Genomic DNA, 26,649 nt, shown 5'->3' with positions numbered 1-26,649 from the left:
CGCGGAACTCCGGTTAGCGGCCAACCGTGTCCTCTCCACCAGTGGACCGCTCACAGATGACGAGTGCGAGCACTTCGCAGCTCTCCTCCGGGGAGGTGTCGCAGCGTGACGACTCGCATGATCCGGAAGACGACCGCGAGCACCGACGTGAGCGTGACGTCTGCAAGCCTCGCAATGGATCTCGACAACGCGATCGACGCCGGCCGAGGGGGCAATCGATGAGCTTCACGATAACTTTCGACGCCTCCCTCAAGGTAAAGCGCGGACCTCACGCGAAGAATCTTTTCCGTCATATTGCGCGCGACGTCGACCAAGCGGCCGATCACTATTTCCCTCAACGGAACGTGAACATCGTGCCGGCACGGACTCCTTTGAACGTAACGAGGGTCAACGACGGGGCGGGGGGTTTCCGCTGGCCAGTGACCATCGACGGGCGTCCGCCTTCGGACGAGTTCGACGACTATCTGAAGCACCGGCTCAGGTCTGTACACAGGCCGTTGCGACGAGACGCGGTTCTCATGAGGCCGATTGTGTTGCAACTGGACCCGACCTGGTTCGCAACGCAAAACTCCGATTGGCGCGAGAATCACCTGAGTGCTGAAGCGCGTCGCTACATGGCCGCCGCTATGGACTGGGTGTGCGCTGAGTTCGGTCAGCCGAACGTCGTCGGGTGGTCGCTTCATTTGGATGAGTATCACCCGCAGATCCAGGTACTGATGACTCCGGTGACAGAGGACGGCCGCCTCTCTCAGATGGAGTTCTTCAAGGGGCGACACGACCTGAAGCGTCAGCACAGCGCGCTGCGCGCGGCAGTGGCGGCGAGCGGCTACGACGTGGAGCATCGGGTCACCGAACGCTCGAGGGAACACCTCAGCAGTAGCGACTTCCAAACTCGGGCGGATCGACTGCGAGCCGGCGCGATGAAGCTTGATCTTGATATCGCGGAGACCGAGGCGATCGCGATGCGACTGAGGTCACGCGTCTCAGTCGTCGACAACCGCGAAGCCGAGCTCGCTTCTAGGGAACGCGAGGCGGCGGCGGCGAGAGAAGCTCTGCAACAAGCGCTACTACGTGCTCGCGAGGCCGAGCAGAGCGCTCGACGAGCGCAGGCGAACGCGGTTCGCGCGCTGGATGATGCCAACTCCGAGCGGTCGCGTCTCGAGCAAGCCAGCGCCCGCCTCGAGTCCCTGCCGCCGTACTTCGAGCGGTGGCTCGACCGCACAACCTCGAAGGATGGAACGCCCCTTCGCGAACGATTCGACAGGGATAGAGCAAAGATGCGACGCCAAGCCGGCGCTCCCATCTACAACGACAGCATGACACCCACGAAGCCCCGCCCAGGGGTCGAGTACTGAAGCGAAGACAGGGGCTGTCCGCAACCGTCGCCGGTAGCCCCTGTCCTGCCGGTTCAAAGCGGAGATGAGACGGGTAGCCATACGAATTCATCTGCTCCGGACCACACACGGGACGCACGCACGTAGACCGGCAGTCTGCGGGCCTGACACTTGCCAAACGTCCACCATGCCATCCTGATCTCCCCTATCTGCAATCAGGGTTTTAGTTGCCCGTTCGCAGTCATACCTTCGGCTCCTTTCAAGGCTTCGCCTTGAAGTCTGAGGCTTTCGATCGCGGCAGCCTCGTGCGATGACCGTAAAACGGGCGYTTTACGGCAACAGCTGTCCGCATTGCGGTCAGTCTGCAGCAACGATCACACCCCGGGCTGGAATCTCGAAGATGTCGATCGCGGGTTCCCGTCCGWTGACCGTAAWACGGGCGCTTTACGGCAACAGCTGTCCGCATTGCGGTCACTCTGCAGCAACGATCACACCCCGGGCTGGAATCTCGAAGATGTCGATCGCGGGTTCCCGTCCGATGACCGCAAAACGGGCGCTTCACGGCAACAGCTGTCCGTACGTCGGTGCGCCAGAGGCAGCCGCGCACCATAGGGCGCGAGACCATGGTCAAGGATGGCTCCAGTTTGGAAGTCCATCGCAGTCACCCGAGTTGCGCTCCCTGCCAACCCCACCGGCCCCCAGGGAGGACTCTTCTGAGTGGGACTGCCCCACAGCGACGGCGACTCCCCTCGCCGTCTGCCTTCGGAGTGTTCCGCCGTGCGTGACGTCGACTCCCGAGAGCTGGAAGCGCAATGCTCTGTGGCCAACCGTTGTAGTGGTTCGGCGACTGTCCGCCGTCGGTTGCTTGATTCGTCTCGCCGCCATCTGGGTCGAGTCCTGCGTCGGTCATCCTGACCTAGCAGTCGCCACCAGCGGGCATCGCGCGAAACTACGAGCAGCAATCTCGGCATGCGAATATGTATGGGGCTACAGATATACGGATGATCCCAACTAGCGCGAGGTCAGTACCGGCCGTGTCTGTCCGTCTTCCGGACCGAGCGGCGGAACATCTCGACACAGGTCGGCCCCCTTCGTGCGATCAAGAAAACTCATCAGACTTCACGCCAAGAGGACGTGAAAGTTCAGCACTGCTCTGAAGCGGGTCAGTGCCGAGGAGCCTCAAGGCTGTGTCGCACGAAGCCCCGGGCGTCCGCCGGCCGCCATCGATCGAATCTGATGAAGAAGCGCAATCAGTTCTCCGTGTCATGTCTATGGTCGACACGTCAGGTTGGGAGGCTCGCTCGTGGCACCARACCTCGGGTTACTGGTTGCCCGAGCGGAGGCGATCCGGGCACCCTGAACGCGTCCCGAACGGTGATTGCTAGCGTCCATCGCCCTCAGCGACCAATCCAATGCCAAGCTACGACGGCCTAGAGCTTCGTCCCGCGGTCGAGCGCCAACACGTGCGCCTCTTCGATTTCGACTCGTGCGACTCCGCGTCCCGGGGAGCGATCACGAGACGGAGACCGAGTTCTCATCTACCGGCTCCGAAGATCAGGTATGGGCTTCGGCAGGAGATCGTCAACAGAGACCTGTAGCACTTGAGCGATCGCAAGGATGGACCGAAGCGCGGGGTTGGCGGCGGTGCCGCGACGCGATTCTCCACTCTCGTACTGGCGATAGATAAAGCGACTGAGCCCAGCACGGTGAGCTACTTCCTCTTGACTCAGCCCGACCTCGAGGCGGAGACGGCGGAGTTGCACCGAGAGCTTCAGGACGAAGTCCTGCCACTCGGCGTCTGCCTCACCCTCACGACTGTTCACGGTTCCAAGCGTTGCGAGGATGGCAGCCTTGTATGGGCTTACGTGTAAGCCATAGTGTGAGTCGCGCAGCAACTCCCGATCAACATGAGCACTTTCGGGCTGGCTGAACACGAATGAGAGGATGGCGACCGCCATGACGAACACAGGGTCTCGAGCACCTGTCYGACGGTGGATCTCGACGAAGCCCCCTACCCCTTTGGCATGGAGCGTGTTGTTCGCGGAGCTCACCGATGGTGAGTCTGCCAAGCAGTGGGGGTTGGCGGCCGGCCTGTTCATAGTTCATCATCGCCGCCGGCATGCCCATGGGCCTACATTCAGCGAGGTGTTCGAGCACCTCCTTCCGGAGACCCGCGGCGTACCGTCCCACGCCGTCGAAGACTGGACCGGGCAGGACTGGTATCTGGCTCGGCATCGATTCCGGATGGCGGTGGTCTTTGCATGGAGCCGAATGGGCTACGTCGACTACGACCCGGGGGTTGCGAGGAGCCTTAGGCCCGGCCGCCGGCTGACTGGGCTGATTGAACGGAACGAGCGCATCCGGTCTCTCGCAGGAGAACCGACGCCGCCCGAATCGAAGGCGCTGCAACGCGTCGCGATGAATGCGTCTCTGAATCCCGAGCAAGCGGTGACGAGGCTTCATACGACGCGACGCTTCATCGACCGCGCGACGAAGGCCGGTTTTCTCCACGCGGTCGAGGTCGCCGATAACGAGGTTCGCTACCCTGCCTGGCGGTTCTCTCCCGATCGAAACAAGCCCGTCGTCGATGGCGTTCGCCTCATCGCGTCCTCCATACCCGCTGAATGGACTCTCGCCACGATCCACCGATTCTTCACCACCCCGCGCGCCGGTCTCAAAAGTAAGCGGCAGGCGCAATCACCGGTGCGCTGGCTGAATCTGGGAAGAAATCCGGCCGCCATTGCGATCATCCTCGAGGGGTACTCGTATGACATCGGGTGAACAGTCGGAAGAAGTCCGCGCGGAGACTGCTACAGAGGATCAGTCGGACGCACACGAGGCAGTGTCTCCGGAAGCGATTGCGGCTTCCCTCAGGCACCTCTTCGAGGTGGCTGCCGAGCAAGGACGCGACTGGAAGCTCATCGACGCCTTGCTGATCACCATCACCGAGTTCATTTCCGAGAAGGGGAGAGATGTGCTCGCGCCTATCGACTCATCTCGCCCAGAACAGCGCCTGCGGCCAGAGTTCAAGGCGCGCATCAAGGCCATCGTAGATTCCTTCAGCGACGACGAGGCCGCCGCCTTCCTAGGCATCGGAACACGGCAGGTGAGAAGACGGGCACACAATCGCAGCTTGTTCTTCTTCACTGTCGGAAACAGGCGCCGTTACCCCGCATGGCAGTTTGACGAACGAGTGGGCATCGTGCACGGGGTGCGAGATGTTGTGCTTGCCTTCCCCGACGGATGGCGACCTGAGCAGAGTCATGCGTTCATGACGAGTGTCGGGTTAGAGCTCGATCTGCGTGGAGAACGCATCACGCCGCACATGTGGCTAGTCGAGGGTTGCGATCCAGCTCGAATCGTTGATCTCATCCGCGACCGCGAGCAAAGCTAGTGAGAGTTCCAGGAATCGTCGCAATGGACGTCGACAAGCGCGCCGATGCAAGCGCGCGCTACCGCAGCCAAGGGGCGCGGGATGACTTCGGGCGCCCTATCTCGGTGCGTCGCCATCACGACATGTCGAGGTAGTCGATCCGACCCTCGCTTCACCGCGAATGCAGCGGAGCTCGATCCGAGGGCCCGCCACACCGCAGCGGACGTCGGTGAGGCCGTTGATCTGGAGTACTCAGATCACTCTTCCGAGGCGAACGAGGCGAGGTAGTCGTTTCGTTCCACCTTCTCGGCGTGCAGAGCTTCGGTTGTCGTTTCGTATCCCTGGCAACTCGCGGTGGTGTCAGGAGATAGCTGGAGCTGGTACCGGATCTCCTGCGACGACTTCGCACCTTCAGGATCGTCGAACACAGACTGGTTGTAAGCGTCTTCGTAGGTCGCAGCATTGGCCACGGCGTTGAAAGTGCTGGCCTGAGCCATGCTCGAGTCGCGAACGTTGCTCAGGTGGGCGTCGAGCCCGTCGGGCCAGGTAAAGTAGGCGTCGTCGAACAAGGCGATCTGCATCGTGTTCAACCGCAAGACTTCAGCGGCAGCCGCCTTCACGGCTGCGGCATCCGGATTTCCTCCGTTGAGATACTCGTCCTCCCCCGCTATGAATTCCTGATTCATTCGCTCGGTGGCGCCATTCCGTTGGCAGACGATACCGAGGTAGCGTTCACCAGCTTCTTCCGTTGATAGCGCGACGGGGCCGGGATCGATGGTTGGGGTGGGCGACGGGGAGGGAGCTTGCGAGGATTCGGTATCAGCGGTGTCAATCGACGCGGCAGAAGAGCATCCGGTGAGTATCACGAGGGCGAAGACGCTCACGGCGCCGATCTGAGCAAGTCGCATGTCGCTCAGCGTAGTGGTAGATGAGAGCCCCTCAGCGCAAGTTAGAGGTGGCGCTGACGGCAATTTGGGCAACGATAGAAGCTTCATCTCAGCGCTGGCCAGTATGCCCCCAGGTGAAGATTACGACGCCTCAGCTCGTTCCCGCCGAGGGGCGGGTCGGGGAAGGTGCGGGGACGTCTCCGGGGGCATCCGGCACCAGGGTGGCAGCGGCGTGCTGAGCGCACCAGAGTGGATGGATGGATCGGGAGCCCCCAAGTCGTGCCGTTGGGTGAAGGATGCACATAAGACGGCAGGGTTCGACCTACGAAGGAGGAGATGTATGCGTATCGATTAAAGGAGAAGGTAGCCCTAGTCACCGGCTCTACCCAGGGCATTGGGCGAGCCATAGCAGCGATATTGGCGGACGCCGGAGCTCGTGTCGCCATCAACGGACGCTCGCCTGAAACCGTTGCGTCCATCGTCACTGATCTCGAAAGCGAGAATCCGAGTCGTGACCTGATCCAGGCCTCCGGTGACGTCACGAACCCGAATGGTGCAGATGCGGTGCTCGCTGCCGTCGGCAGCGTCGACATCCTCGTCAACAACCTCGGCATCTTCGGCTCGGCGCCCGCCCTCGACATCACCGACGAAGAGTGGCGGCGCTACTTCGACGTGAACGTGCTCGCAGCCGTTCGGCTGATCCGCTCGTCACTTCCGGGGATGAAGGAGCGCGGCTGGGGTCGGGTACTGAACATCGCCAGCGACTCGGCGGTTCAGTCCACGCTGCAGCAGGAGTTGGCGTCCGGCGACATCCCCGACATCGTCGCGAGCAACCTCGACCCGGTTGTCGCACCGCAACTGCTCGCCTTCCCCGAGGAGTCATGGGTGTTCGACACTCCGCTCGCACAGGAGAACGCGATCGACGGCAAGATTTGGCAGGTCGCTACAGGCGCGCAGATCCAGTCACTCGTCTTCTACAACAAGGACTTGTTCGCCGCCGTAGGGGTCACCGAAGCCCCGACCAGCGTCGATGACTTCACGGCGGCGCTGAAGGCTGTCAAGGCCGCGGGCGGTGTAACACCGCTGGGCACCGCTGGCGAGTGGGTCACCGGCGCACAGTTTGCGATGATGTCGAACCCGGCATTGCTCGAATCCGGTGACTTCTACACTGAAGTGACCGACGGTGACGCGTCCTTCGCGGACAGCCCCTACGCGGACTTCTTGGAGGCGTACTCCGGTTGGATCGCTGACGGTTTGGTCGATCCCGCAGCCCTCGGCCTGAAGTACCAGGACTCGATCGATGCTTTCACGAGCGGAACCTCGGCCTCAATCGTTATGGGCAACTGGCTTGTCCCTTCGATCGACGAGGCTGGCGTCGGCTTCGAGGTCGGCGTATTTGCCGCCCCGTCGCTCACGGGAGACACAGCCCCCCAGATGAGCGGGCCCGCGCAGCCGTACTCGATCCTTGAGGGGTCCGAGAACAAGGAGCTCGCACTTTCGCTCGTTGAGTATCTCGTCACCGACGAAAAGGCCGTGACAACCTCCCTCGAGTCGGAGGGCAACTTCCGTCAGGGCTACACCTATGAAGGCAGTCCGCTGAACCAGGAGGTCGGAGCGATCCTCGACGCTGCACCTGGCCTTGTGATCGGCACCTCTGGTCCCGGCATTCCCGGAGGTTTCGGGGATGAGCTGAACAAGCAGGTTCAGGCGCTTTATGTGGGCACGACCCCTGCCGATGCTGCTGCCGCCCTTGACGCGTGGTGGGGCCTCAATGCCACGCAATGACGTATTGACCGAGGTCGACGAGGGGATTTCCTCGTCGGCCTCGGCCGCGCGGAGGCGGCGCCGTGGACGGATGGAGTTGTTGACGGACGCGGTGATGATCGGACCGGCGCTTGCGCTGGTCGCGCTCTTCGTGCTCATTCCTATCGCAATCGCCGCCTACCTGAGTTTCACCGACTGGGACGGATTCACGATCCCGCCGTCCTGGATCGGCACTCGCAACTATGAACGGCTCCTGCAGGACTCGGAGGTCTTCCGCGCGGCGACGTACACCGGCGTGATCGCCGTCGTTGGCACTCTCGCGTGCAATGCACTTGGCCTCGGCATCGCGTTGCTCCTCAACCGCAACTCGCGGGTGAACACAGTGATGCGGGTTCTCGTCTTCTCGCCGTATGTGATCGGCCCCATCATTCTTGGCTTTCTCTGGGCCTCGATCCTTGGCACCAACGGTGCCGTCAATTCCCTGTTGACGTCCCTCGGCGTCGACCGGGTGCCATTTCTCGCGGATCCGACGTGGGCAATGGTCACGACAGTCCTCGTGATCATCTGGGCGAGCTTCGGTCTCAACGTCATCCTCTACCTTGCGGGCCTTCAGACCCTCGATGCGTCGCTACTCGAAGCCCGCGATGATCGACGGCGCCGGCCCCTGGGCAACGTTCTGGCGCGTCAAGCTCCCGGTGCTCGCCCCCACCGTGACCCTAAACATCGTGCTCGCAGCCATCGGTCTGCTCCGCGTTTACGAAATCGTGCTTGCGCTCACGGCCGGCGGGCCCGCGGGCACGACCCAGACCGTGGTCTTCACGATTCTCACCACGTCGTTCAGTCGCTCCCAGCTCGGATACGGCGCAGCCCAGTCTGTCGTCGTCATGATCGTGATCATCGTTGTCACGGTGGCGCTCACGCAGCTACGCCGTCGGAGCGAGGAAGCGGTGTCCGCATGATGGCCCGTCGCGTTGCCTGGCTCGCCGCCATCCTCGCCCTCGTCGCGCTCATGGGCGCCCCGCTCTATCTGCTCATCACGAACGCATTCAAGACGGAGGACGACATCCTCGGTGCGCCCTTCGCACCGCCAGCCCAGGGCTTCACGATAGAGAACCTGCTTGCCGCAGCAACGTCGACCGACTTCAACGTGATCGCCGCGTACGGCACGACCGCGTTCCTCGTTGTGATCGTGAATGTCCTCTCCATTCTCGTCACCGGGCCGGCTGCCTACGCGATTGCACGGGGCACCCGGCGCATTCACCGCACCGTCATGCTCGTGATGCTCGCCGGTCTCTTCATTCCGAGCCAGACCATCGTGATCCCGGTTATCTATGTCCTCAAGACCGTGGGACTCATGGGCACCATGCCCGGGCTCATCCTTTTCCAGACCGCACTCACGATTCCGACGACACTGTTCTTGTTCACGGCATACGTGCAGAGCATCCCGCGCGAGCTCGACGAGGCCGCGCGCATCGACGGGGCATCGAGAATTGGGACATTCTGGCGGGTGATCTTCCCGTTGATGGCACCCGCGATCGCCACCGCAGTGGTGCTGAATGCGGTGGATGTCTGGGCAGACTTCGTCAATCCGCGGATCATCCTTGGCCCGGGATCCGGACTGTATACGGTGACGACCGGCGTCTTCGCCGCGATCGACAAGTACTCCACCGATTACACGCTCGTGTACTCCAACATGCTCCTCGCCGTGGTGCCGGTCACTGTGTTCTACGTACTCCTGCAAAAGCGCATCATCGGCGGCCTCACTTCAGGGGCGGTGAAGGGATGACGCGCATCACGGCACCCGTCCCGCTTCGCGGCATACCGCGATGGGCCCATCGTTGAGCGCGAGCTCCTACGCCTCCTCGATCTCGGTTGGCGTCGGTTCGAGGAGCGATTCTGCGAACCTGACGGGAGCCTCCGCTACAACGGGAGCATGTACGGCCGCGATGGCGTAGATGACTTCTACGAGCCGTTCTTCAACTGGCCGGCGCTGTACCGACTTGGCGGAGCAGATGATCTCCTTACCGCAGCGAAGCGGCACTGGGAGGGGATCACGTCCCAGATGACCGCCTTCGGCTTTGTCCGCGACGAATACGAGGTCGGCTATGGCTGGTTCCATCAAGGCGAGTCACTGTCATTGTTCCTCGGCATCTGCGCCGCCGATCCGGCTGACCTGTTGTTCCGCACTCTTCTCGTCGTAGCGGCGTCCTCTCACCATTCGCGTCGAGCTGGTACGCGCATCGATCGAGGAGTCGATCGGGCGCCCCCTTCGCTATCAGGCGCACGCTGCCGTCCGGAGATCGGTCGAGCACAGCCATGAGCTTGTTCTTGGAGTTGAACGGTAGCTCGGCCGTCCGTTGGTACCCCTCCCCCGTGAACTCCGCTTTGCGCGCGAGCACCACCAAGCTTCCTTCTGTGGGCGCACCCACGACTGACCAGCCATCGTCAGTCTTCTGGACGACTGCGTCCGTGCAGCGGGAAAGAGCGATCACGAGTTCGTGCAGGTCGCGACGCTCACAGAAGGAAGCGGTCTCCCCCGATTGCTCTGAGACCGCGTGGCCTTCGGGGCTGTACCCGACCCCTGTGATCGAGTATCGATCCACCGATGTGACGAGCGAGCGCACTGTCATCTCGTTGTACGTCAGAGTTCCGGTCTTATCCGAACAGATCGTCGTCACTTCGCCGAGCGTCTCGACAGCCGTAAGTTCCCGCGTGATCGCGTTGCGCTGGACCATCTGCCGCACGCCGAGAGCGAGTGTGATCGTGACGATCGCTGGCAGCCCTTCCGGGACGGCAGCTACGGCAAAAGTGATCGCAGAGTCGAGCAGCTGTTCCGGTCCGTCACCGTGCAGCAGCAAGCCGACGACCGTCATCACTCCCGCGATCAGGGCAACCTGAACCCGATGCGCCTCTTCGATGAGGACGACGACCTGACCTTCGGGCTCTACCCTTTCGCGTCTCTCGTGCCCGCCCTCACCGGTGTGATTGACGACGCCATGCTGCAGGTTCCGCAGAGCGACGCTGTCGCACTCGTCGAACTCGAGGAAGCAGTCTCCTGGGAGACGTGGATGGCCTCGTTCGCCCGCTGACTCCTCTCTGACCTCTCTTCCCCTTCCCCACACCCATCCCCGCAACAGGAGAACACATCGCATGGTGAAGCTCATGAACGTCAACCAGCTCGTCAAGATCGCCGCAGACGCTGGCATCAAGCTCGAGCCCGCGACCCCCGACACGGAGAACCTCTACGTGTACGCCGTCGACGAGGAGAACCCCGAGGACCAGCACACCGTCTACGTCGGCAAGAGCACGGATCGCAGCCGTAGCCTGACGGAGAGCAGGGTTCAGGCCAGGGCCTACATCGACACCATCGGTCTCGGCTTCTCCGCCCTCGTCGTGGAGAACAACGCCACGCGGCACTCGTTCCGCTTCGACCCCTCAGCGTTCGATCCGACCGCGATCCTCGGGCAGATCGAGAGCCGCGAATGGGCTGGCCGTTCGATCGACGCACTGAAGCTGCGCCTCGACGCACACACCCCCGAGACGCCCGCCCTGTCGCGTGACGAGGTCGAAGCGTTCCTCATCCGCGTGCACGTCAACACCGGCCGCCTCATCGGGAACTCTGAGTTCGCATCGCAGTGGGAAGCGAGCAACGACCGAATCTCGAACCTCGCCGCGGTCCTGGCCGCCGACATCGCCCGTCACAACGGCACGCTGCCGCTCGGCACTGAAGTCGCCGCCGGCCCCGACGTCGAAGCACACGACGACGCRGAGTAACTCACCCTCTCCGCAGTAGCGGATCCACAAGAGCCGCCTGGAGCAACACGCACCAGGCGGCTCTTTCGCGCGCCGGAGCACACGCGCCGGACGGCTTTTTGCTGCCGACCTTTCGCCTCAACCCCACAAACCTCAGAAAGCGGGCGGACCGCCGATCCGCGTAATTCCGGGGATCTCGCGCCTCCAACCTCACAAACCTCAGATCCGCCGGGGTGCCTCTTCCCACACGACGATCACCCCGCACACGACCTCGAGGAGACACCGATGGTTCTCATCTACAGCACGACCCCACACGACACCGACGAGCTGGTTGCTCTACGCCAGAAGATCAACGACAACGAACGCGCGTTCTCGGAGATCAGGACCATCTACAGCGACGACCAGCGGCGTCTCTCTGATGAGTACGACACCCTCATGGCCGCGCAGCGGCCCACCTACCCGACGCCGGAGCACCTGCAGGGTCTGGACATGGTCGCCGAGATGATGCGAGCCGGCACCGAGTACGGCGACCACCACGGTTCACCCAGGCAGGTCGATCGTGAAGCCGGACGGGCTCTCCCCCGCAGCGTCGATTTCTCATCGTTCGCCTGCAGGATCAACATCCGTGCGCTCGCCCCGTACCGCGCCCGCTCGACGCAGCACGCGTGGATCTTCCGCGAAGACGACATCGAGACGTTCCGCGACGAGCTGGAGAAGCGCTCCCTCGGCATCGCATCTCATTCGCAGCACGAGGACGGCGTGGCCTTCCAGGTGTTCGACGCCCGCACCTGAAGCGTGCTCTCAGAGCCAGCCGGATCGGCTCGAATCGGCCAGCCGGAAACGCTACACCACCGGTTTCGGTGCTATTGGGTTTCGGCAGGGGGTTACGGCGGGTCGATCCTCGGCGTGTCGTGCCGTCGATCAAGACAGTCGGTCAGCCCGCCGGAAACGATCGTTATCGGCTGCCTGGCGGTCGACCTGTGGTGCTCTTGGTTGCGGTGGGCCAAGATGGGGGCCATGCCTCGCCTCCGTTACGCTTCTGCGACAGCTCTGGTTCTCGCGTCGATCACGCTTCTCCCTGGCTGCAGTACTGACCTGGTCGGATTCTCGGACCTTCAAGGGGAAAGAGAAAGCCGCGATGAGTTGCCGGAACTCACGGACTACGCGTATGACGACGTCGACGTATCGACGAGTCGCTACGTCGGGGAGCATGCGGGCACTTCGCTCTGGCTCGCTCGGGGACTCGAAAACTCAACCGTTTGTCTTGTCGCGGACGCAGGCGAGGATGAGTGGGTGGTGGGCTGCGGTGGCGGCACGGTCGGGGTCGACGGTCTGGCAGGCAAGTACCAAGTTGTAGTCGACGGTGTTCAAGCACCGGAAGGATCGGTCAAGATCTCCGAGAATGTCTACGCCTGGTAACCGTCCGAACTGCCTACCAACGTCGCCTCATACCCCGGACGGGGCAGAGAATAGCGGGGCAGTCCGAGATCAGCCGAAAGCCCTTGCCGTTTGGCGGTTGCGGCGAACGTTTGTGGCGGGAACTCCTAGGCAGGCACTAGATCGCGCCGCAAACGATCGTTTCCGGCGAGGATGTCCTTCAGGCGGTGCGCCGCCTCTGAGATATCAACGTCCGAGTCTCTAAGCCCCATACTGTTTCCCTCAATGCCGCCGTGGCAGACATTCCGGGATTTGCTGGACATGTACATGTTGAGAGCTTCTTTGAGGAAGGACTGACGTGGACACCACAGATCACGATGAGCTTGATCAAGTATTGCGGCGGCTCGCGTCTCCGGCGACGCAGATCACTCCGGCGGTGGAAGACGAGCTTGCGTCGTTGACGATCGCCACGCGGCGAGTAGCGCGCCCAGTCGCACGTAAGCGCGCCTGGCGACTCTCGCTAACGGCGGGAATTCCCGCCGTCGCGGTGTTCGGCATCGGTGCGGCGGCGATGGCCACGGGTCTGTGGGCGCCGTGGGCGCAAACACCCGACGGAACTTTCACATATACGCTGCCCAGCGGGGTGAGTTGTGAGCAACGCGTCGGCGACCTCCACTCAGAGAACCCCGACATTCAGCGCGCTGTCCAAGAGATTTTCGCCACGACCGACGTTGTCGCCGAGTCGGACATCGCCGCACGGAACGAATGGCTTCTCGCTGAGGACTCGGCCCTCGAATACGCGCAGGCCACGGTCGAAAGTAGCGGCTCGCCCGGCTACGGGACTATCGAGGACGTGATCTACGGAATKGCAGTGCGGACAGCCGTGCTCGAGACCGTGGATCAAAAACTCGTCGAACGAGGATTTCAGGTGTCCGATGAGCGCGACTCGCTCTCACTCCGCGGTCAGTCTTTGTGCGGAGAGGACATCCCGTGAGCCGTCGACGCATGAACGAACATCAGTCGCGCGGCGTCGACAACATCTCGACGAACGCTTCGGATCTCCTTGCATACTTCGAGTACCGGGCCCGCGGCGCCGAAGCGGCCGACCTGCTTTCCGAGACGATGACAGCCGCGTGGCGCCGTATCGATGCCATGCCCGACGATTCCACGCAAGCGAGGATGTGGCTATTCGGGATCGCCCGAAACGTCCTCGCGAACGCAGAACGGTCCGCACAACGGCGATGGAAACTCGCCGACAAACTCCGCACCCACCTCACCACGGCCGCGCCACCCGAGGATGACCAGCGCACAATCGAGGTACGCGACGCCGTGACCCGTCTCACGCCGGAGCTACGCGAACTCATCGGCCTGATTCACTGGGACGGGTTCAGCATCGCCGACGCGGCCGACATCGTCGGCATCCCCGCATCGACCGCGCGAACCCGATATCAAACTGCCCGCCAACAGCTCGCGCAATCCCTCACCTCAGTTGATCCCTCAACCGACGTAAGTGTCTCGTAACCTCGTTCGCGGGCCGCCGAAATCCTTTGCCGCTTGCTGATTGTGACGAGGGTTTGCGGCAGCAGTTTCGCGGCCAACATCAGACCGCGCCGAAAACGATCGTTTCCGGCAGGTGGGCACGCGCCGAAAACTATGACGGCGTGCCCACCGTAGACGGTCTTCAACTGCGACGAACGGGCTGCTGCAACTCGGTCACCCAATCGGATTGGTTTTCCGAGACTGCCCGGACATACAGTTCCCGACATGGTCCCGCGTGGACAAGCCCGCGAGCAAAAATCTCAGCGTGGATCGCCTGCCAGCCCTCGGCGATGTGTGCCATGGAACCGAGATGGATGCCGCAGACGGCTGCTTCGGCAGCGGGCAGGTCAACAAGTTCGATCCCATCGCGGACTGGCCCGTTGTAGGCGTAGCCGGCGATGACTTGCAGACCGTCTTCAATCGTGTCGTACTGTGCGATCGGCGTCGTCAGAGCTCCACACTCATCACCGATGATCTCGGCAACGGCATCGAAGGCGGGGCCCACCACACTTGCGACCGAAGGTTGATCTGCGACGACGACGCGGTGGGCAGCCAGGCGGACAGCGGGTAGCGACTTCTCAACGATCTCTATCTGGGACATGTGGTTCTCCTTCTCGATAAGTTGGAGCCGTCGTTCCACGTCAACGAGTCGGTCAGCGGCGATGCGGTGTTCCTGCTCGACCTCAGCGCGCCGGATGCGCAATAGTGCGGAGATGCGATTTGCATCGACTCCGCGGTCGAGAATCGACGAGATATCGTCGAGACCGAAGCCGAGTTGGCGCAGTGCGACGATCCGATGCAAGCGTTCAAGTTGCGAGGGATCGTAGGAGCGGTAGCCGCTGTACTCGTCCACGTGAGCTGGTACGAGCAGACCAGCGGTATCCCAATGCCTCAGCATCCGATGGGTCACCTGGCCGATCTGCGCGAAGGCTCCGATGGATAACATGTCTCAGTTCTTTCGCCTTCCACAGTGTCAGAGTCAAGTATCACCTCCGAATCCAAGGTCGGATCCCCTACGGAGTGCCACCCGAATCGCGACAGGCGTCGCGTCACCTGGCGCGCGAGTCCGCCGGAATCCCCTGCCGCTTGCTGGTTGTGACGACCGTTTGCGGCAGCCGTTTCGCACCGCACCTAGGGACCGCACCGAAAACGATCGTTTTCGGTGGGCCTCCGACCGCGAGCTTCTCATCAACGCTGACCCTGGTGAGACTGGACATGAACACCCCTCGTGAGCCTCAACGCCGATCGTGGCCGGACAGTGATCGATCTTCAGGTCTGCGTCTCATCGATCGGTCGCTCAGTGCGACGGTTCCGCGCCGAGCACCGTCAGGGGACCTTCCTCGGCGGTCGGGGGTTCGAAGTGGTCGAAGTAGTCTGCCGCRACGTCGTTGGAAAGCGCATAGTCGTCCGCGTGCTCGTGGCTCCGTGCCGCGAGTCGTCCCAGTGCGACTGCCCTTGGCGTCGCGAGATAGATCGTCTCAGGCACTACTCCAAGCGGGCGCAGCAAGTTCCGATAGATGAGACGGGCACGCTTGGACCAGAACGAGAAGTCGAGTACCACGTCTTGGTCAGCCGCGACGAGCGCGATGAGGCGGGCGCGGAGCTCCTGCTCGATCTCTTCATGCACATCGCTCGGCAGGGGCATCGTCCGGATGCCCCTGCGCCAGGCTTCCTGGTCGAATGAAAGACGAACCATGCCTTCCGCTTCCAGTCGCCTCGCAACGGTCGACTTTCCGGATCCCGCCGGCCCGCACATCAAAACAACTCTGATCATCACTCCGACGATAGCCCCGCCCGCTCTGGCAACGATCATTTACGGCAGACGCGAAGGTCAAACCGGGCGTAGTGAGGCAGCCGCTCCCCGCCACGTCTCGATGGCAACTCGTGTTTCAGGCGCGATGCACGATTCGCTAAACCAGGCTTCGAGATCCAAGTTCCCGTACATGTCGCGGAACGCGGATTCTGCGGTGTGGCCGAATCGGCCAAGGATTTGCTGTCGTTCTTCGACCTCAATAGATCGTTCGTGCAGCGCAGCCATCGCGTCCGCGTTCGTGAATGACTTGAGGTAGTCGGCGACGGCGGCATCGTCGGTGACATCGACCGCCCTCAGGAGTACGGCGGCGACGAGGCCGGTTCGATCCCACCCTGCCGAGCAGTGAAAGAGGATCGCTCCATCATCGGCGTCAGCGATCGCGTTCAGTACAAGCGCGAGTCTGTCTGGAAGCGCCTGGAGGTGCGCGAGATAGTAGAGGGGCGTGGCCCACCGGCCATCCTCTTCATACTGCTTCCAGAAGTCCGTCTCATCGCTGCCGTCAAGATCTACGTGGATGCGCTTGACCGCCGGGGGGACTTGTCCCGTCGACTCATCTGGTCGACGAAGGTCGATCACGGTGCGTACTCCGTGGGCGTAAACTGCTTGCCACCCCTCCGAGTCGACTCGTTCCAGCCTCTCCGAGCGAATAAACACGCCCGAGGGTGTCACGGTTCCATCTGTGCGCTCTAGACCGCCGAGGTCTCGCACATTGGCGAGACCATCGATGCGGAGCGTGGGTTTCATGTTTGCCAGTCTTGCCGAAAACCCTTGCCGAACCGGGGTTGTGGCAAACGTTAGGGGCAGTGATTCCCTGGCCCGAGGAGTGACAGCGCCGGAAACGATCGTTTACGGCGGGGTGTATGCGCTCACGCGTCAGGTTTTGGCTCACTACCCGTTTCCTGCAGGCTGCTCTTTGATGGTTCAGCTTGGAGCGACTTCCCGACGCGGGCGGTCAAGTACAGGCGGTGCGCGGTGATGACGAGGGCAAGCCACCCGGCCCCGAGGAAGTAGGCCGCGAGGACGTCTGTGAACCAGTGGTGCCCCAGGTACACACGGGTCGCCCCGATTGCGACGGCAAAGGTCGCCGCGATGGTGATCGTGATGATCCTGGTGGTCAGCCGTTGTTGGCGAAGGATGAGCAGGTAGGCGATGATGCCCGCGATGACCACGGCGTTGAGAGCGTGACCGCTGGGAAACGAGGGGGAATGCTCGTAGGGCGGGACGGCGTCGGTGAGATCGGGGCGTGCTCGGCCGATGAAGTTCTTTCCGGCGATCGTCATCAGCAGAGAGCCGATTCCGGCTGCTGTGATGAGTAGGGCGGGGGTCCATGAGTGTCGACGGATCGTGAGAATGATGATTGAGAGAACGGCGATGATCGGCATTCCGATCACTCCCGCGACGTCGGTGAGGGCGGTCGCGGCGGTGTCGAGCCATGGCGTGCGAATGCTGATGGCTGCGGCGAGGAGTGGCTTGTCAAGCCCGGCGACACCGTCGGACTCTGTGACCGCTTCGTAGATCTCGGCGGCGATGGCGGTGAGCGCGACCACGGCGACCATGCCGATGACCAGTGTGGTGGTCAAAGTGGCGTAGGGCCCCAACCACTGGGTCACGCGAGCAAGCTGACGCCCGAGCCGGGAGCGCCATGTCGTGAGATCTCGATCTCCGATGAATCGGTCCCGGCGCGTGTCATCGCCGTTCTTGTCCAAGGAGTCTGCGTCTTCGGGCGGTGGCTTCATCATGTCCTCTCGCGACGTCGATCGATTCAGCGCGGAGATCCCGTTGTGGTTCACCCGACATTCATCTTCGTTATCGATTCTCGCTATCGTAATCCGCTATAACGGATTCATGGCAGTTGAAGTGTCAGCGGACGACCTCAATGAGCACCGCGATCTTCTCGGGGGGCTGGTGAGCATGCACGTGCTGCACCATGCATCGGAAGAGGAGATCTACGGGGCGTGGATGATCGAAGAGCTGGCCGGACACGGGTACCGCCTGTCCGCGGGCACCCTTTATCCCATGCTCCACAAGATGGTCCGCAACGGATACCTCACCGTGCGAACCGAACGCGATGGTCGCACCGCCAGGAAGTTGTACGCCGCCACTGACAAAGGTCGTCGCGGGCTCGCCGTAGCGCGAGAACAGATGCGGATCTTCACAGGGAAGGGCCCGGAAGCGTGACCGTGAATGCTGACGTTTCGCAGCCATCACGCCAGGGCTCGAGCGCGGAAGTGCTGCGAGTGTTCTCCAAGCTCGGAGTCACCTCGTTCGGCGGCCCGATCGCGCACCTGGGATATTTCCGAGACGAGCTCGTCCAACGACGCCGATGGCTCAACGACACCGAATACGGGGATCTGGTCGCCCTCAGCCAGTTTCTCCCCGGCCCCGCCTCCAGCCAGGTCGGCTTCGGGCTCGGCTTGTTCCGAGCAGGCCCCATGGGTGCGATCGCCGCGTTCCTCGCCTTTACGCTCCCATCCGCCGCGCTCATGGTCGCTTTCGCCTACGGTGCCCCGTTGTTCGAAGGAGCCGTGGGGGCTGGCATCCTCACCGGACTCAAGGTCGTCGCGGTCGCCATCGTCGCGCAGGCCGTGTGGGGAATGGCAAGCTCCCTCACCCCTGACGCCACCCGGGCATCGATCGCCGTGGTGGCCGCAGCCAGCGCCCTCCTCCTCACCGGGTCGGCGGGTCAGATCGGCGCGATCGTGGTCGGAGCCCTCGCAGGGTTGTTCCTCTGCCGCGGCTCCGCCACCGCAGCCTCGGCCATGGTTCGGTTCCCGGTCACTCGTCTCGCAGGGATCATCTCGCTGATCCTTTTCGTCGTGCTGCTCGTCGGCCTACCGGTGCTCGCAGCGACCACACAGTCGGGATCTCTCGCCCTCCTCGACACCTTCTACCGGGCCGGCGCATTCGTCTTCGGCGGCGGGCACGTCGTTCTCCCCCTGCTGCAAAGCGGCCTCGTCGACACCGGCTGGATCACATCCGACCAGTTCCTCGCCGGATACGGCGCCGCCCAAGCCGTACCCGGACCACTGTTCACCTTCGCCGCGTACCTCGGCGCCCTCGCAACCGTCGGACCGGGCGGCGTCGCGGGAGCAGCGATCGCCCTTGCCGCCGTATTCCTTCCCGGGTTCCTTCTCATCGCCGGCGTACTGCCCTTCTGGAACGACTTCCGGTCCCGACCCTGGGCGCAGGCCCTCATGCGCGGCGCGAACGCCGCCGTCGTAGGCATCCTGGCAGCTGCACTCTACGACCCCGTCTTCACGACCGCGATCACCGGAACCGGCCCATTCGTACTCGCACTGACCTGCTTCGTGCTCCTCACCGCCTGGAGAATGCCGGCCTGGGCCGTGGTCCTCGTCGGARCCGGCGGCGGCATCCTCGTCTCCCTCGTCAGCTGACGAAAAGCCGACTCAACCTCGCCGGATACGTCTGCCGAAACGTAGATGCGGCTGGGGTTTTCGGACCCCAGCTTCACCGCTGCGGGGACACTCCGCCGCAAACGATCGTTTGCGGCGGGCAGAGGTTCAGCCTGGTGTCAGTCGTCGTTGTCGAGTTCTTCGAGTACCTCGAACGGAGACTCGACGTCCCCGCGCCATGCTTCGGTGCCTTCACGGATCGCGAGAACGGCGACGACGAGTGCAGCGACGGAGTCGGCCCACCACCAGCCGAACAGCGTGTTCAGGATGAGGCCGATGAACACTGCGCCTGAGAGATAGATGCACAGGATCAGTTGCTTCGCGTCGGCCATCACGCTCTTGGATTCGAGTTCACGTCCGGTGCGTACTTCGAACCATGCCAGCAGCGGCATGACGATCAGGCTCAGGGCGGTGATGCCCAGTCCGAGGGGGCTGTGTTCCGGGCCTTCCTGGCTAATCAGACTCATCACCGCGTCGACGGTGACGTAAGCAGCGAGAGCAAAGAACGCCAGTCCGATCGCTCGAACGGTGACTTTCTCCCAGCGCTCGGGGTCCTTCCGGGTGAACTGCCAAGCGATCGCCGCGGCGGATAGCACCTCGACAACCGAGTCGAGTCCGAAGCCGATCAGCGCGGCTGACGATGCCAGGGTTCCCGCCCAGATCGCGACGATCGCCTCAATGACGTTGTACGAGATCGTGAACCCGACGATGAAGCGCACCCGACGGTGCAGTGTCGATCGCCGTGCTGCCGTCATCGGCGCGCTCATGCGTCTGCTCCGACAGCGCAGCATCCGGGAACGGCGCAAGAGGCATCAACGCATGGTGCGTTCTCATCCACGGCCAGCGTTACGTCGACCAGTGCCTTCAGAGCCGCTGCAAGGTGCGGGTCTGCGATCTCGTAGCGCGTCTGCCGCCCCTCGGGCTCCGCGACTACGATGCCGCAATCACGGAGGCATGTCAGGTGATTCGAGACATTCGACCGGGACAGCTCAAGGGACCGGGACAAGACCACCGGGTAGCTCGGTGCATCGAGCAGCGACATCAAGATGCGGGAACGGGTGGGATCAGCCATGGCCCGACCGAGACGGTTCATCACGTCGAGCCGAGAGGCAATAGTCAGCATACGATGACTATACAGTCATCAGTGACCTATGCTCAAAGCATACTCGTCAGCCGCCGGGCACCTGTGAACGGAGACACATGCTCATCGTTTCCAGCAGGGGCACCTACCTACCGAGATTGAGCATCGAAAAAGAGGATCCTGGAACCATGAAGATCGAGCTGCTACACATCGCTGATTGCCCCAGTTGGGTTGAGGCTGGCCGTCGCGTTTCGGAGGCGCTCCGAGCGACAGGGCGCGACGAATCAACTCTGCATTACCGGCTCATACGAACCGAAGAAGACGCCACAGCAGTCCCGTTTGCAGGCTCCCCGACGATCACCCTGAATGGGAACGATCTTTTCCCGGGTTCGGATCGCAGCAGCGATTTGGCCTGCCGTATCTACAGCACACCCACTGGGCTAGCGGGAATGCCGACGGTTGAACAGATCCGAGAGGCGATCGACGCTCATGTCGACTGAACTCAATACCGCCTGCACGTGCTGCGGCCGGCATCTGCCACGAAAGAAACTGCACGCCCTAGGCGACGGGGGTGCTTTCATCTGTCGACGATGCGGTTGGTGGGTAGCACTGCGCCTCCGCCGGGACCACCTGCCTAGCTAGGCTCTCGGCGCGGGAGCCGGCCTCAGGGCGACTTAGACCAAAGTGCTCGTCCGAGTTTCGCGCTCCCACGCCTGGGTTGCGACCTGGACGGCGTCCCACGGGGAGCCGAGCGGAGGGGTGTAGGAGAGGTCGAGATCACTCATCGCCGCGACCGTCATCCCGTGATGCAGCGCTGTGGCATAGGTGTCGACGCGCTTCGAGATCTCCGCACCGCGGGTACCGACGAGCTGCGCGCCGAGCAGACGGCCATCTCGGGTGTCTCCGGTGATGCGGATGCTGATGGGCGTCGCTCCCGGGTAGTACCGCTTGTGGTCATCCGCGATCGCGGTGTGACTGTGTGGTGCGAAGCCTGCGGCAGCTGCTTCGTGGTCGCGGAGGCCCGTGCGAGCTGCAACGAGGTCGAAGACCTTCACGACCTGCGTGCCGAGGCTCCCGGCGAACTGCGCGTCGCCGCCGATCGCGTTCTCGCCCGCGACGCGGCCTTGCTTGTGGGCGGTCGTGCCGAGCGGGAGATACGTGACACCGAGGAGGCGGTGATGAGTGACCACTCCGTCGCCGGCCGCCCAAACGTGCGGCAGGCCGGTGCGCATCCGATCGTCGACGACCACAGCGCCGCCCGCGCCCGTGGTTGCACCGGCTGCGGTGAGAAGGCTGGTGTTGGGCCGTACGCCGACGACGACGAGCACCACGTCAGCGGTGCGGGAGAACGGGTCACCGTCTCGGGTTCCTGCAACAGTGATTCGTCCTGCGTCGCGTGTGACAGCTTCGACGCGCGTATCGGTGAGGACGTCGACGCCGTGGCGGGTGAGTCCGTCGTGTACGAGGGAACCGAGTTCGGGATCGAGGGTGGAGAGGACTTCGGGGCCGCGCTGGAGTTGGGTGACCTGGAGGCCGCGCACAGTGAGGGCTTCGGCCATCTCGAGGCCGACGTAGCCAGCTCCGACGATGATCGCCGTCGCGGGCTGATGCTCGTCGAGGTACTTCTCGAGCGCGAACGTGTCGCCCATCGAGTGCAGCAGGTGCACGCCGTCGTCGGGGCCGAGCTGGTCAAGCCCTGATATTCCGGCTGTCGACGGCGCTGCCCCCGTGCCGACCATGAGCTCGTCGTACGGGATGGTCGATTCCGTGCCGTCGGCGTCGCGGACGGTGAGCCGGCGGCTGTCGACGTCGATGCTGGTGGCGAGGGTGTCAAGCCGGAGGTTCATGCCGGTGGCTTCGAGATCCGCGTGGGTGCGGTGGGCGAGCGACTGCCAGGGCTGCACCTCCCGGGAGAAGTAGTACGGGATGCCGCAGATCGAGAAGTTCGGGTAGGCGTCGGCCACGACGACTGTGACATCGACGGACGGGTCGAGTTCACGGGCCCGGAGGGCGGTGGAGATTCCGGCGTCGCTTCCGCCGATCGCTACAAGATGCATGAAGGCGCCTTTCAGGGCTGGGTTTCGAGTTTCTGAGGAACCACGACGTCGCCGGCCGTGCGGGCGGCGATTGGATAGAGGGCGAGGAGCAGTGCGAGGCCGATGGCAGCCCCGACGAGCTGTGCAGCGATGAACGGCGCCACAGACGACGGTGCGATACCGGCGAACGTATCGGTGAACATGCGAGCGATCGTGACGGCGGGATTCGCGAACGATGTGGAGCTGGTGAACCAGTAGGCCGCGCCGATGTACGCACCGACCGCGGCGGCCGTGACCGACCCCTTTCCGGTGCGGGCGAGAGCGAAGATCAGCAGCACGAGCCCTGCAGTGGCGACCACTTCCCCGACCAGGTGCCCGCCTGTGGCCCGGTCGTTGGACGAGAACCCGGGGCCGGTGTCGAACATGACCCCCGCTAGCAGGGTGCCGGCGATGCCGCCGAAGATCTGCGCGAGCACGTACGCAGCGACGTCGCGCAACGGAAGCCCGGTGCTGGCGCTGCGGCCAAGCAGCCAGTCCGCGACCGTCACCACGGGGTTGAAGTGCGCGCCAGACACTGGCCCGAGCATCAGGATCAGCACCGTCAGACCGAGGGCAGTGGTCAGGCTGTTCTCCAGCAGCTGGAGGCCGACATCATCCGGGGACAACCGCTGCGCGGCGATACCGGAACCCACCACGATAGTGACGAGCAGACCAGTTCCAAGGAACTCGGCGGTAGCTCGGCGCAGAAGGTGTGGCCGCGCGAGGGCGGGGTGAGGTGTTTTCATGTCGGCTCATCTTGACCCGAACGGGGTACTTCAGTCAAGATTGAGACAATGAACACTGAACGAACTGACCAGGTGGAGGTGCGCGCCGCGAAGCACGCTGCACTGAGCGACCCATCTCGCCTGCGGATCGTCGATCGTCTCACGCTGGGCGACCTCTCGCCCACCGAAATCGGAATGGCGTTGGGCCTTCCCTCCAACCTCGTCACCCATCATCTGAACGTGCTGGAGTCGGTGGGGATGGTCTCGCGGTCCCGCTCGGAGGCCGATAGACGGCGCAGCTACGTTCACCTCTCAGATAACGCACTCCGCGGGCTCACACCCGGCCGGGTCGAGCGCGCAGATCGCGTCGTGTTCGTTTGTACGGCGAACTCCGCCCGGTCGCAGCTCGCCGCGGCGTTGTGGTCGACCCGCAGCAGTATCCCCGCGACGTCGGGAGGAACGCACCCGACGGGGCGGATAGATCCGGGCGCAGTCGCCGCTGCCGATCGCCACACTCTCGCGCTGCACGATGAGGCACCCCGCGCTCTGACTTCGGTCCTGACCGATTCAGATTTCGTGGTGACGGTGTGCGACAGCGCCCACGAAGAACTCGGCGCCATCGGACACCTGCACTGGTCGATCCCCGACCCCGTTCGGATCGGCACCGATGACGCCTTCGACACCGCCTACGACGAGCTGGAGCGCCGCATCGCGGAACTCGCACCCCGGCTCGCCGCCAGCTGAAACCCAACCTGAAAGAGCCCCCGTGACTGACACCACTCCGACCGTCCTTTTCATCTGCCAGCACAACGCCGGCCGGTCGCAGCTCGGCGCGGCTCTCCTAGAGCACCTGGCCGGGGACCGGTTTCGGGCCACGTCTGCGGGCCTCTCCCCCGCCGACGAAGTGAACCCGGCCGTGGCCGACACTGTCGCAGAACTCGGAATGAAAATCACCGATCGCGTACCGCGCGCCGTCACAGTCGAAGACCTGGACGCCGCCGACCTCATCGTCCTTATGAAGCCCGGACTCACCCTGCCTTCCACCCCTCGCGGAAAGGTTCTGGAGTGGTCGTTCCCCAACCCCGAGTCCTGGGACGCCGAAGCAGTGCGCCCGCTACGGGAAGCGGTGGCCGAGAAGATTCGTACGACGATTCTCACCTGAGTTTCCCTTGTCACGAACCCGGCCCTGGCGTGGGTGATTCGTGCGGGACCGGGTGAGTCGACATGCTGGGAACGTGAGCAACCTCGTCGCCTGGTGGGAACGTCATCAGATCGCCCTCTATCTCGCAGCGATCGCTGCGGGCGTCGTGCTGGGCTTGTTGACACCAGGAGCCGCGCACCCTCTCGAGCTCGCGATCAACCCCGTTCTCGGGCTGTTGCTGTACGCGACATTCCTCGGTGTCCCTTTCTCGATGATCGGACGCGCCTTCCGCGATATGCGGTTCCTGTCCGTGGTGCTGGTCGTGAACTTCGTGATCGCCCCCGTCATCGTGTTCTGCCTGTCTCGGTTCGTCGCTCACGACCAGGCGCTGCTGGTGGGTGTGCTGTTCGTCTTGCTGACGCCCTGCATCGACTATGTGATCGTCTTCACGGGGCTCGCCGGAGGGGCGAAGGAACGGCTACTTGCGGCCGCGCCGATCCTCATGCTGGGACAGATGCTGCTCCTGCCGGCATACCTCTGGCTGTTCGTCGGCCCTGAACTCGTCGCCGCGGTCGACCTCGCGCCCTTCGTCGACGCTTTCCTCCTGCTCATCGTGCTCCCGCTCATGGCGGCCGGCCTCACCCAGTACGTCGCCTCCCGCACGCGCTGGGGCCGCACTCTCCGAGACACCGCTCTAGCCGCCATGGTGCCGCTGATGATGCTCACGCTCGCCGTCGTCGTCGCTTCCCAGGTCTACGGCGTCAGCCGGCAACTTCCTGCACTGTTCGCCACAGTTCCGATCTATGCCGCCTTCGCGGCGGTCATGATCCCGGTAGGGATATTCGCGGGGCGTGCGGCACGACTCGATGTCTCCAGCACTCGCGCCGTCGTATTCTCCGGCGGGACCCGCAACTCCCTAGTGGTTCTCCCGCTCGCCCTCGCGCTCCCCACATCGTTCGCCCTTGCCCCTCTCGCCGTCGTGACGCAAACACTCGTCGAGCTCGTCGCCATGGTGATCTTTGTCCGCCTGATCCCCCGGCTCGTGGGTGACCGTCGTCTCGCAACCGATTGAGGCACCGCCGAAAACCCCTGCCGTAAGGGACTTCTGGAGAGCGTTATCGGCAGCTGCTCACGGCCACAGAACGGTCTCACGCCGAAAACGATCGTTTTCGGCAGCTCTCGCGTAAGGCTGAGGCGTAAGGTTGCCTGGTCGACCCGGACCCTGTCGACGGCGGTGATCCGGTCCGCTCGTCATGAGCGCGGTAGCCGGTCCACTCGTCGCAAGGGTGGTGCCGACGCCCCACTAATCGTCGAGACGGTCGAGAATCTCATTCATCTGGTCGATCTCTTCCTGCTGTGACGAGATGATCTGCTCACAGAGATCTTGGATCTCCGGGTCGCTGATGTCTGATTGCTCACACACCAGAATCGCTCGAGAGTGATGCGGGATCATGGAACGGAGGAACTGGTCGTTACCGACGAACGCTTCCGAGCGTCCCATGAAGAAGGCGACAAGGAAAAGCGCGGCGAAACCTACGAGCAAGCTGATGTTCGCGGCCTTGTTCGGGAACATCTTCCACATGACGATGACCATGATGATGCCCATGGGGAAGACCATCATCAGTGCCATGTAGAGGTTGCTGATGTTGAGGAAGAGATCGTCCAGGACGTTGATCATCGCAAACGTGAGGAAGTACATCACAACGAAGCTGAGCGATAGCGAGACGGCGAGCTTAAGGTAGCTCGACATCCCGCCCTGATTCTTCCCCTGGGAGTGGCCGGCCGGCGGGCGTGAACCGTTGTCGGCGTGCTGGCTTGTCATAGCGACTCCAGCAGTGCAACGCACGCCTGTTCGCAGCGTCGGCATGCCTCAGCGCAGATCGTGCAGTGTTCGTGCATGGTGTGCTGTTCACACTCGTTAGCACAGCTCAGGCACGCCGCTCGGCAAGCTTCGAGCGCGGCACGGGTGACGCTGGCGTCGTGCCCGGTGCGACGGGAGAGGATCCGGGTGGTGGTTACGCAAAGGTCTGCACAGTCCTGGTTCGCGCGAATGCACTTGATTAGGTCAGCAACCATGTCCTCGCTGAGGCAAGCGTCGGCACATGCGGTGCAGGCTTGCGCGCACGCGAGACACGCGTCGATGCAGTCGACGAGCTTCTTCTGATCAGTTCCGCCCAGATCTTTCGGATACGTGCTGAGCATTTCTTCGGTGACGGTCATGAGAGAACTCCTTTCGTGAGCCACGGAAGTACGCTCGCATCGCCCGCGCACTGAGGCCCTTGAATACCCCGCTGGGGTCTGGTAACCCGGTATTGATAAGCCGCCGCGCTGCGCAGATCAGCCTGTGAGCTGAACAGAGTCGGCGACCACGTTC

Annotated in this window: 29 protein-coding genes and 1 pseudogene; 17 read left to right on the top strand and 13 right to left on the bottom strand. The window is 63.1% G+C overall.

Annotated features, from left to right (window positions below; genetic code table 11):
* Positions 1 to 218 precede the first annotated feature (218 nt).
* Positions 219 to 1,355, top strand: coding sequence for a plasmid recombination protein (locus tag AC04ME_RS10240; protein WP_475434827.1), 1,137 nt, complete (start codon positions 219 to 221; stop codon positions 1,353 to 1,355).
* Between the two features lie 1,517 nt (positions 1,356 to 2,872).
* Here the strand turns inward: AC04ME_RS10240 and AC04ME_RS10235 are convergent.
* Entirely contained in the window at positions 2,873 to 3,292 is a 420-nt protein-coding gene (locus tag AC04ME_RS10235) for a helix-turn-helix domain-containing protein (RefSeq protein WP_475434826.1), read from the bottom strand.
* 73 nt (positions 3,293 to 3,365) lie between these two features.
* Between AC04ME_RS10235 and AC04ME_RS10230 the strand changes: the two genes are divergently transcribed.
* Together AC04ME_RS10230 and AC04ME_RS10225 are read left to right on the top strand one after the other, a co-directional pair.
* The gene (locus tag AC04ME_RS10230) at positions 3,366 to 4,115 is read left to right on the top strand and encodes a hypothetical protein (protein ID WP_475434825.1); all 750 of its coding nucleotides are present in this window, start codon (positions 3,366 to 3,368) and stop codon (positions 4,113 to 4,115) included.
* Positions 4,102 to 4,728, top strand: a complete 627-nt coding sequence (locus tag AC04ME_RS10225; protein ID WP_455904842.1) for a hypothetical protein — start codon at positions 4,102 to 4,104, stop codon at positions 4,726 to 4,728. Before AC04ME_RS10230 ends, AC04ME_RS10225 begins: the two co-directional genes overlap by 14 nt.
* A 236-nt stretch (positions 4,729 to 4,964) precedes the next feature.
* Here AC04ME_RS10225 and AC04ME_RS10220 read toward each other — a convergent pair whose 3' ends face one another.
* Positions 4,965 to 5,615 (bottom strand): hypothetical protein, encoded by a 651-nt coding sequence (locus tag AC04ME_RS10220; RefSeq protein WP_475434823.1) that lies wholly within the window; start codon positions 5,613 to 5,615, stop codon positions 4,965 to 4,967.
* A gap of 396 nt (positions 5,616 to 6,011) precedes the next feature.
* On the opposite strand from AC04ME_RS10220, the gene AC04ME_RS10215 reads away from it, so the two are divergent.
* From AC04ME_RS10215 to AC04ME_RS10205, 3 genes are read left to right on the top strand one after another with little or no spacing between them, the layout of a single operon-like run.
* Positions 6,012 to 7,379 (top strand): extracellular solute-binding protein, encoded by a 1,368-nt coding sequence (locus AC04ME_RS10215; protein WP_475434821.1) that lies wholly within the window; start codon positions 6,012 to 6,014, stop codon positions 7,377 to 7,379.
* A gap of 4 nt (positions 7,380 to 7,383) precedes the next feature.
* On the top strand, positions 7,384 to 9,144 hold the full coding sequence (locus AC04ME_RS10210) for an ABC transporter permease (protein WP_475434819.1): 1,761 nt from the start codon (positions 7,384 to 7,386) through the stop codon (positions 9,142 to 9,144).
* Positions 9,145 to 9,192: 48 nt separating this feature from the next.
* Positions 9,193 to 9,678, top strand: coding sequence for a DUF8034 domain-containing protein (locus AC04ME_RS10205; protein WP_475435043.1), 486 nt, complete (start codon positions 9,193 to 9,195; stop codon positions 9,676 to 9,678).
* On the opposite strand, the pseudogene AC04ME_RS10200 reads toward AC04ME_RS10205, so the two are convergent.
* Positions 9,608 to 10,231, bottom strand: a pseudogene (locus tag AC04ME_RS10200) (HAD-IC family P-type ATPase); the annotation flags it as partial. The gene AC04ME_RS10205 and the pseudogene AC04ME_RS10200 sit on opposite strands and share 71 nt — an antisense overlap.
* 30 nt (positions 10,232 to 10,261) lie before the next feature.
* Here AC04ME_RS10200 and AC04ME_RS10195 point away from each other — a divergent pair.
* The 5 genes from AC04ME_RS10195 (at position 10,262) to AC04ME_RS10175 (ending at position 14,009) form a co-directional block, all read left to right on the top strand.
* Positions 10,262 to 10,447 (top strand): hypothetical protein, encoded by a 186-nt coding sequence (locus AC04ME_RS10195; RefSeq protein WP_475434818.1) that lies wholly within the window; start codon positions 10,262 to 10,264, stop codon positions 10,445 to 10,447.
* Positions 10,448 to 10,508: 61 nt separating this feature from the next.
* Positions 10,509 to 11,132 carry a hypothetical protein gene (locus AC04ME_RS10190; protein WP_475434816.1) on the top strand — a complete coding sequence of 208 codons (624 nt, stop codon included), beginning with the start codon at positions 10,509 to 10,511 and terminating at the stop codon, positions 11,130 to 11,132.
* A gap of 264 nt (positions 11,133 to 11,396) precedes the next feature.
* A complete protein-coding gene (locus AC04ME_RS10185) occupies positions 11,397 to 11,903 on the top strand; it encodes a hypothetical protein (protein WP_475434814.1) in 507 nt (168 codons plus the stop codon).
* A gap of 943 nt (positions 11,904 to 12,846) precedes the next feature.
* Positions 12,847 to 13,482: a hypothetical protein gene (locus AC04ME_RS10180; protein ID WP_475434813.1), complete on the top strand. Its 636-nt coding sequence runs from the start codon at positions 12,847 to 12,849 to the stop codon at positions 13,480 to 13,482.
* A gap of 11 nt (positions 13,483 to 13,493) precedes the next feature.
* Entirely contained in the window at positions 13,494 to 14,009 is a 516-nt protein-coding gene (locus tag AC04ME_RS10175; RefSeq protein WP_378785048.1) for an RNA polymerase sigma factor, read from the top strand.
* A gap of 160 nt (positions 14,010 to 14,169) precedes the next feature.
* Here AC04ME_RS10175 and AC04ME_RS10170 read toward each other — a convergent pair whose 3' ends face one another.
* The 4 genes from AC04ME_RS10170 to AC04ME_RS10155 all read right to left on the bottom strand — a co-directional run bounded on the left by AC04ME_RS10170 (position 14,170) and on the right by AC04ME_RS10155 (position 17,450).
* Positions 14,170 to 14,973 (bottom strand): MerR family transcriptional regulator, encoded by an 804-nt coding sequence (locus tag AC04ME_RS10170; protein WP_475434811.1) that lies wholly within the window; start codon positions 14,971 to 14,973, stop codon positions 14,170 to 14,172.
* 351 nt (positions 14,974 to 15,324) lie between these two features.
* A complete protein-coding gene (locus AC04ME_RS10165; RefSeq protein ID WP_219846283.1) occupies positions 15,325 to 15,801 on the bottom strand; it encodes a P-loop nucleotide/nucleoside kinase family protein in 477 nt (158 codons plus the stop codon).
* Between the two features lie 57 nt (positions 15,802 to 15,858).
* Positions 15,859 to 16,584: a tyrosine-protein phosphatase gene (locus AC04ME_RS10160; RefSeq protein ID WP_475434809.1), complete on the bottom strand. Its 726-nt coding sequence runs from the start codon at positions 16,582 to 16,584 to the stop codon at positions 15,859 to 15,861.
* Positions 16,585 to 16,706: 122 nt separating this feature from the next.
* Positions 16,707 to 17,450 (bottom strand): phosphatase PAP2 family protein, encoded by a 744-nt coding sequence (locus AC04ME_RS10155; protein ID WP_455904817.1) that lies wholly within the window; start codon positions 17,448 to 17,450, stop codon positions 16,707 to 16,709.
* Between the two features lie 235 nt (positions 17,451 to 17,685).
* Between AC04ME_RS10155 and AC04ME_RS10150 the strand changes: the two genes are divergently transcribed.
* Positions 17,686 to 18,018, top strand: coding sequence for a PadR family transcriptional regulator (locus AC04ME_RS10150; protein ID WP_475434806.1), 333 nt, complete (start codon positions 17,686 to 17,688; stop codon positions 18,016 to 18,018).
* Positions 18,015 to 19,235 carry a chromate efflux transporter gene (chrA, locus tag AC04ME_RS10145; RefSeq protein WP_475434804.1) on the top strand — a complete coding sequence of 407 codons (1,221 nt, stop codon included), beginning with the start codon at positions 18,015 to 18,017 and terminating at the stop codon, positions 19,233 to 19,235. The genes AC04ME_RS10150 and chrA overlap by 4 nt, the downstream gene beginning before the upstream one ends.
* A 137-nt stretch (positions 19,236 to 19,372) precedes the next feature.
* On the opposite strand, the gene AC04ME_RS10140 is transcribed toward chrA, so the two are convergent.
* Together AC04ME_RS10140 and cmtR are read right to left on the bottom strand one after the other, a co-directional pair.
* Positions 19,373 to 20,020, bottom strand: coding sequence for a cation diffusion facilitator family transporter (locus AC04ME_RS10140; protein ID WP_455904815.1), 648 nt, complete (start codon positions 20,018 to 20,020; stop codon positions 19,373 to 19,375).
* On the bottom strand, positions 20,017 to 20,376 hold the full coding sequence (gene cmtR, locus AC04ME_RS10135) for a Cd(II)/Pb(II)-sensing metalloregulatory transcriptional regulator CmtR (RefSeq protein ID WP_201468909.1): 360 nt from the start codon (positions 20,374 to 20,376) through the stop codon (positions 20,017 to 20,019). Before cmtR ends, AC04ME_RS10140 begins: the two co-directional genes overlap by 4 nt.
* A 146-nt stretch (positions 20,377 to 20,522) precedes the next feature.
* Here cmtR and AC04ME_RS10130 point away from each other — a divergent pair, with 146 nt between their 5' ends.
* Positions 20,523 to 20,834: a thioredoxin family protein gene (locus AC04ME_RS10130; RefSeq protein ID WP_295104592.1), complete on the top strand. Its 312-nt coding sequence runs from the start codon at positions 20,523 to 20,525 to the stop codon at positions 20,832 to 20,834.
* A 174-nt stretch (positions 20,835 to 21,008) separates the two neighbouring features.
* On the opposite strand, the gene AC04ME_RS10125 is transcribed toward AC04ME_RS10130, so the two are convergent.
* Positions 21,009 to 22,391, bottom strand: coding sequence for an FAD-dependent oxidoreductase (locus tag AC04ME_RS10125; RefSeq protein WP_295104590.1), 1,383 nt, complete (start codon positions 22,389 to 22,391; stop codon positions 21,009 to 21,011).
* An 11-nt stretch (positions 22,392 to 22,402) separates the two neighbouring features.
* A complete protein-coding gene (locus AC04ME_RS10120) occupies positions 22,403 to 23,155 on the bottom strand; it encodes an MIP/aquaporin family protein (RefSeq protein ID WP_120227542.1) in 753 nt (250 codons plus the stop codon).
* A 48-nt stretch (positions 23,156 to 23,203) separates the two neighbouring features.
* Here AC04ME_RS10120 and AC04ME_RS10115 point away from each other — a divergent pair, with 48 nt between their 5' ends.
* The 3 genes from AC04ME_RS10115 (at position 23,204) to AC04ME_RS10105 (ending at position 25,347) form a co-directional block, all read left to right on the top strand.
* Complete coding sequence (locus AC04ME_RS10115) at positions 23,204 to 23,878, top strand: arsenate reductase/protein-tyrosine-phosphatase family protein (RefSeq protein WP_120227543.1); 675 nt, start codon at positions 23,204 to 23,206, stop codon at positions 23,876 to 23,878.
* 22 nt (positions 23,879 to 23,900) lie between these two features.
* Positions 23,901 to 24,296: an arsenate-mycothiol transferase ArsC gene (locus tag AC04ME_RS10110; protein WP_167255905.1), complete on the top strand. Its 396-nt coding sequence runs from the start codon at positions 23,901 to 23,903 to the stop codon at positions 24,294 to 24,296.
* 73 nt (positions 24,297 to 24,369) lie between these two features.
* Positions 24,370 to 25,347 (top strand): arsenic resistance protein, encoded by a 978-nt coding sequence (locus tag AC04ME_RS10105; RefSeq protein WP_475434802.1) that lies wholly within the window; start codon positions 24,370 to 24,372, stop codon positions 25,345 to 25,347.
* Between the two features lie 231 nt (positions 25,348 to 25,578).
* On the opposite strand, the gene AC04ME_RS10100 is transcribed toward AC04ME_RS10105, so the two are convergent.
* Positions 25,579 to 26,097: a DUF305 domain-containing protein gene (locus AC04ME_RS10100; protein ID WP_200838872.1), complete on the bottom strand. Its 519-nt coding sequence runs from the start codon at positions 26,095 to 26,097 to the stop codon at positions 25,579 to 25,581.
* Positions 26,094 to 26,495: a four-helix bundle copper-binding protein gene (locus tag AC04ME_RS10095; protein ID WP_475434800.1), complete on the bottom strand. Its 402-nt coding sequence runs from the start codon at positions 26,493 to 26,495 to the stop codon at positions 26,094 to 26,096. Before AC04ME_RS10095 ends, AC04ME_RS10100 begins: the two co-directional genes overlap by 4 nt.
* Between the last annotated feature and the right edge of the window lie 154 nt (positions 26,496 to 26,649).

This window comes from Microbacterium sp. LjRoot205 (assembly GCF_056175745.1).
The sequence above is the reverse complement of the archived record's forward strand: the minus strand, read 5'-3'. Positions and strand labels throughout refer to the sequence as shown.

Excerpts from the sequence above, each read along its gene's own strand:
- AC04ME_RS10185 (WP_475434814.1), top strand. The coding sequence starts at position 11,397 with ATGGTTCTCATCTACAGCACGACCCCACACGACACCGACGAGCTGGTT.
- AC04ME_RS10150 (WP_475434806.1), top strand. The coding sequence starts at position 17,686 with ATGGCAGTTGAAGTGTCAGCGGACGACCTCAATGAGCACCGCGATCTT.
- AC04ME_RS10175 (WP_378785048.1), top strand. The coding sequence starts at position 13,494 with ATGAACGAACATCAGTCGCGCGGCGTCGACAACATCTCGACGAACGCT.
- AC04ME_RS10220 (WP_475434823.1), bottom strand. The coding sequence starts at position 5,615 with ATGCGACTTGCTCAGATCGGCGCCGTGAGCGTCTTCGCCCTCGTGATA.
- cmtR (WP_201468909.1), bottom strand. The coding sequence starts at position 20,376 with ATGCTGACTATTGCCTCTCGGCTCGACGTGATGAACCGTCTCGGTCGG.
- AC04ME_RS10195 (WP_475434818.1), top strand. The coding sequence starts at position 10,262 with ATGCGCCTCTTCGATGAGGACGACGACCTGACCTTCGGGCTCTACCCT.
- AC04ME_RS10125 (WP_295104590.1), bottom strand. The coding sequence starts at position 22,391 with ATGCATCTTGTAGCGATCGGCGGAAGCGACGCCGGAATCTCCACCGCC.
- AC04ME_RS10095 (WP_475434800.1), bottom strand. The coding sequence starts at position 26,495 with ATGACCGTCACCGAAGAAATGCTCAGCACGTATCCGAAAGATCTGGGC.
- AC04ME_RS10100 (WP_200838872.1), bottom strand. The coding sequence starts at position 26,097 with ATGACAAGCCAGCACGCCGACAACGGTTCACGCCCGCCGGCCGGCCAC.
- AC04ME_RS10120 (WP_120227542.1), bottom strand. The coding sequence starts at position 23,155 with ATGAAAACACCTCACCCCGCCCTCGCGCGGCCACACCTTCTGCGCCGA.
- AC04ME_RS10160 (WP_475434809.1), bottom strand. The coding sequence starts at position 16,584 with ATGAAACCCACGCTCCGCATCGATGGTCTCGCCAATGTGCGAGACCTC.
- AC04ME_RS10225 (WP_455904842.1), top strand. The coding sequence starts at position 4,102 with ATGACATCGGGTGAACAGTCGGAAGAAGTCCGCGCGGAGACTGCTACA.
- AC04ME_RS10235 (WP_475434826.1), bottom strand. The coding sequence starts at position 3,292 with ATGGCGGTCGCCATCCTCTCATTCGTGTTCAGCCAGCCCGAAAGTGCT.
- AC04ME_RS10140 (WP_455904815.1), bottom strand. The coding sequence starts at position 20,020 with ATGAGCGCGCCGATGACGGCAGCACGGCGATCGACACTGCACCGTCGG.
- AC04ME_RS10170 (WP_475434811.1), bottom strand. The coding sequence starts at position 14,973 with ATGTTATCCATCGGAGCCTTCGCGCAGATCGGCCAGGTGACCCATCGG.
- AC04ME_RS10240 (WP_475434827.1), top strand. The coding sequence starts at position 219 with ATGAGCTTCACGATAACTTTCGACGCCTCCCTCAAGGTAAAGCGCGGA.
- AC04ME_RS10115 (WP_120227543.1), top strand. The coding sequence starts at position 23,204 with ATGAACACTGAACGAACTGACCAGGTGGAGGTGCGCGCCGCGAAGCAC.
- AC04ME_RS10130 (WP_295104592.1), top strand. The coding sequence starts at position 20,523 with ATGAAGATCGAGCTGCTACACATCGCTGATTGCCCCAGTTGGGTTGAG.